The organism is Streptomyces sp. NPDC007164, from assembly GCF_040634135.1.
Lineage (GTDB): Bacteria > Actinomycetota > Actinomycetes > Streptomycetales > Streptomycetaceae > Streptomyces > Streptomyces sanglieri.
On sequence record NZ_JBEYFB010000127.1, the window covers coordinates 1 to 3,049 of the forward strand.

The following is a 3,049-nucleotide window of genomic DNA, read 5'->3' on the forward strand; positions in this document are numbered from 1 at the left end:
ACCGCATACGCACCGAAGGCATCGAGAAGAACACCCACGACAACCCCTTCGGCGCCGTCCTCTCCTTCCGCGGCACCGTCACCGACACCACCGTCGAACACACCCTGAGCGCGGCGATGCCGGACCTGTCGGACCTCTTCGAGGTCGGTGACTCGTCGAAGTTCGCCGTGGGCCAGTGGTGGGCCGTGGAGATCAACGCGCTGGCCGGGAAGTACGAGAAGGAGATCCAGCGGCTCGTCCAGGTCACCGATGTCGTCGACCCGACGCACATCCGGGTCAACTACCAGATCGGCTGGGACCTGGCCGCCGGCCGCACCCTGACCTGGACCCGCGTCGAGCCCGTCGACCGCGCCCACGTCCGCAACATGGTCTTCGAGGGCTGGGGCGAGGACGAGATGACCGGCTCGCACCCGGTCGCCTACGAGTACGCGGTGCGCTGCGACGTCTCCGGGATCGAGGCCATCGGCACCTTCTGGCCGGTGGTGATGCGCCGCTGGTGCACGTACTACCGCACCGAGCAGTGCTCGCTGACCAACCCGAAGTCCGTCACCTACGGCGGCGCGGGCTACCTCACCCAGCAGATCTACTGTCTGTACGGGCACGTCGAGGACTGTCACACCTCCAACGCCCGTCACCTCAACGACTTCACGGCCTCCGCCTACTGCTATGTCACCAACTGCCACGGCGACGGTGACGACGAGGGCCCGTTCGTGACGCACGGCCAGTTCGAGCACGACCTCGTCTACACCGGCAACTCCGGCCTGATGACCTTCGCCAACTCCGGCGCGGCCTGGGGCGGCAGGGCCAAGCGGATCACCGTACGCCGGCACGCCTGCTCCTGGTTCGTGGCCCGGGTCAAGATCACCGATCTGACCCTGGAGGACGTCCTGGTCATCGGCAAGAAGTCCCTCGCGGGCTCCGGAATGCTCTGGGTCAACGCCGACGGTGTGCAGATGCGCGGCTGCACGGCCACCGGTCCGCTGATCGTCTCCCGGGCCTCGGACCTCTCGGCCCGCCCCAATGTGATCGCCGACTCCTCGTTCGCGTTCGCGTCGGGCGCGGAGATCACCCAGGCCAATGTCACCGCCCCGCTCACCCTTCAGCGCTCCACTCTGAAGGGCGTCGACGGCGCGGTGTTCAACGGCACCGGCCCGCTCACTCTGGACCAGTGCACGCTGACCGGCTCCAAGGACACCGCCCCGGTCTCGCTCGCACACTCCGAGGTCACCGTGCTGGGCGGCGAACTCCGCGACAGCGGGCTGAAACTGACCTCGGCGAAGGACCAGCGGCTGCGCGTCGACGGAACACGGCTGAGCGGCACCAACAAGGACGGCGCCCTGCTCACCCGTACCGGCTCCGGACGGACCGTCGACTGGCAGCTCACCGGCCTCGACTCGACCGCGCCCAAGGGCACCGCCCATGTGCTGGCCACCGAGGGCCCCAACCGCTACCGGGCCACCGGCTCCACCTTCACCGGCGGCCGGCTCGAACTGCGGCCCGCGGCGTTCACCGGCGACAGCCATCTGCTGCACACCGGCTGCGTCGAGGACGGCACCGAGCGCACCGCGCTGCCGGACGAGGGCGACCGCGTCGCCCACACCGCGGCCACGCTGCGCATCTGACCACCACGCCCATCGAGCACCAGGGATTCCCGTGTCCACGCATACCCCGATCACTGGCCGGCCCGTACGGGTCGCGCTCGTCGGCGCCGGCAACCGCGGTCTGACGTACGCCGAGTGGATCAAGGCGCACCCCGAGCGCGCCGAACTCGTCGCCGTCGCCGACCCGCGCCCCGCGGCGCGGGCCGCCGCCGGCGCACCCGTCGAGTTCGACGACTGGCGGCCGCTGGTCGAAAACCGCATCGCCGACGCCGTCATCGTCGCCACCCAGGACCGCTTCCATGTGGAGCCGGTGCTGGCGCTGGCCGAGGCCGGCTACGCGATCCTCGCCGAGAAGCCCCTCGCCCCGACCGAGGAGGAGACCCGGCGGATCGTCGAGGGTGTGGAGCGGGCCGGAGTCCTGTTCGCGGTGTGCCACGTCATGCGGTACACCCCGTACACCGACCTGGTGAAGGAGGTCGTGGACTCCGGGGTACTCGGTCAGCTGGTCTCCCTCGACCATCTGGAACCGGTCGGCTGGTGGCACTACGCGCACAGCTATGTGCGCGGTCCGTGGCGCAGCGAGAAGGACTCCTCCCCGATGCTGCTCGCCAAGTCCAGCCACGACCTGGACTGGATCACGTACGTGATGGGCGGCCGGATCGAGCGGGTGTCCAGCTTCGGCGGGCTGAAGCACTTCCGGCCGGAGAACGCCCCGGCCGGATCCGCCGAGCGCTGCCTCGACTGCGCGGTGGAGTCCGACTGCCCGTACAGCGCGCTGAAGCTGTACATGCCGACGCTGCGCGAGAAGGGCGCGGTCTGGCCGGTCACCCATGTCACCGAGGCGACCGACGAGGCCGGTCTCGTGCAGGCGCTGCGCGAGGGCCCGTACGGCGTCTGCGCGTACCGGAGCGACAACGACGTGGTCGACCACCAGGTCCTCGCGATGCAGCTGACGGACGGGGTGACCGCCACCTTCCAGATGGTGGCGTTCACCGAGCAGACGCACCGCCAGACCCGGATCTTCGGCTCGCACGGCTGGCTGATCGGGGACGGTGAGCGGGTCACGGTGCAGGACTTCCGGACCGGCGAGACCACCGTCCATGAACTCGGCGCCTCCGGTTCGAACGCGGCCGACGGGCACGGCGGCGGGGACGCCGCGCTCGTCGAGGCGTTCGTCACCGCCGTCGCCACCGGCGACGCCGGGGCGGTCCGCTCCGGTCCCGCCACCTCGCTCGGCAGTCATCTCGCGGCGTTCGCCGCCGAACGTGCCCGGCACACCGGCACCGTCCAGACGGTCCCGGCCCAGTGACTCCCCCTCTTCCCGGCCCCACCCTCACGTCCTCGGAGGACCACCTCATGTCCCGTCTCCTCACCCGCCGTTCCAGAGTCCGTGCCGTCGCCGCCCCCGTCCTGGCCACCGTGCTCGCCGCCGGTGTGCTGGCCGGCTG

Annotated in this window: 2 protein-coding genes; both read left to right on the plus strand. The window is 70.5% G+C overall.

Annotated features, from left to right (window positions below; all coding sequences use genetic code 11):
- Positions 1-1,622, plus strand: a 1,622-nt coding sequence (locus ABZ622_RS41885) for a peptidase C14 (RefSeq protein WP_360552566.1), incomplete at its 5' end; no start/stop codon positions are given.
- A gap of 31 nt (positions 1,623-1,653) precedes the next feature.
- On the plus strand, positions 1,654-2,910 hold the full coding sequence (locus ABZ622_RS41890; RefSeq protein WP_360552568.1) for a Gfo/Idh/MocA family oxidoreductase: 1,257 nt from the start codon (positions 1,654-1,656) through the stop codon (positions 2,908-2,910).
- Positions 2,911-3,049: the final 139 nt, after the last annotated feature.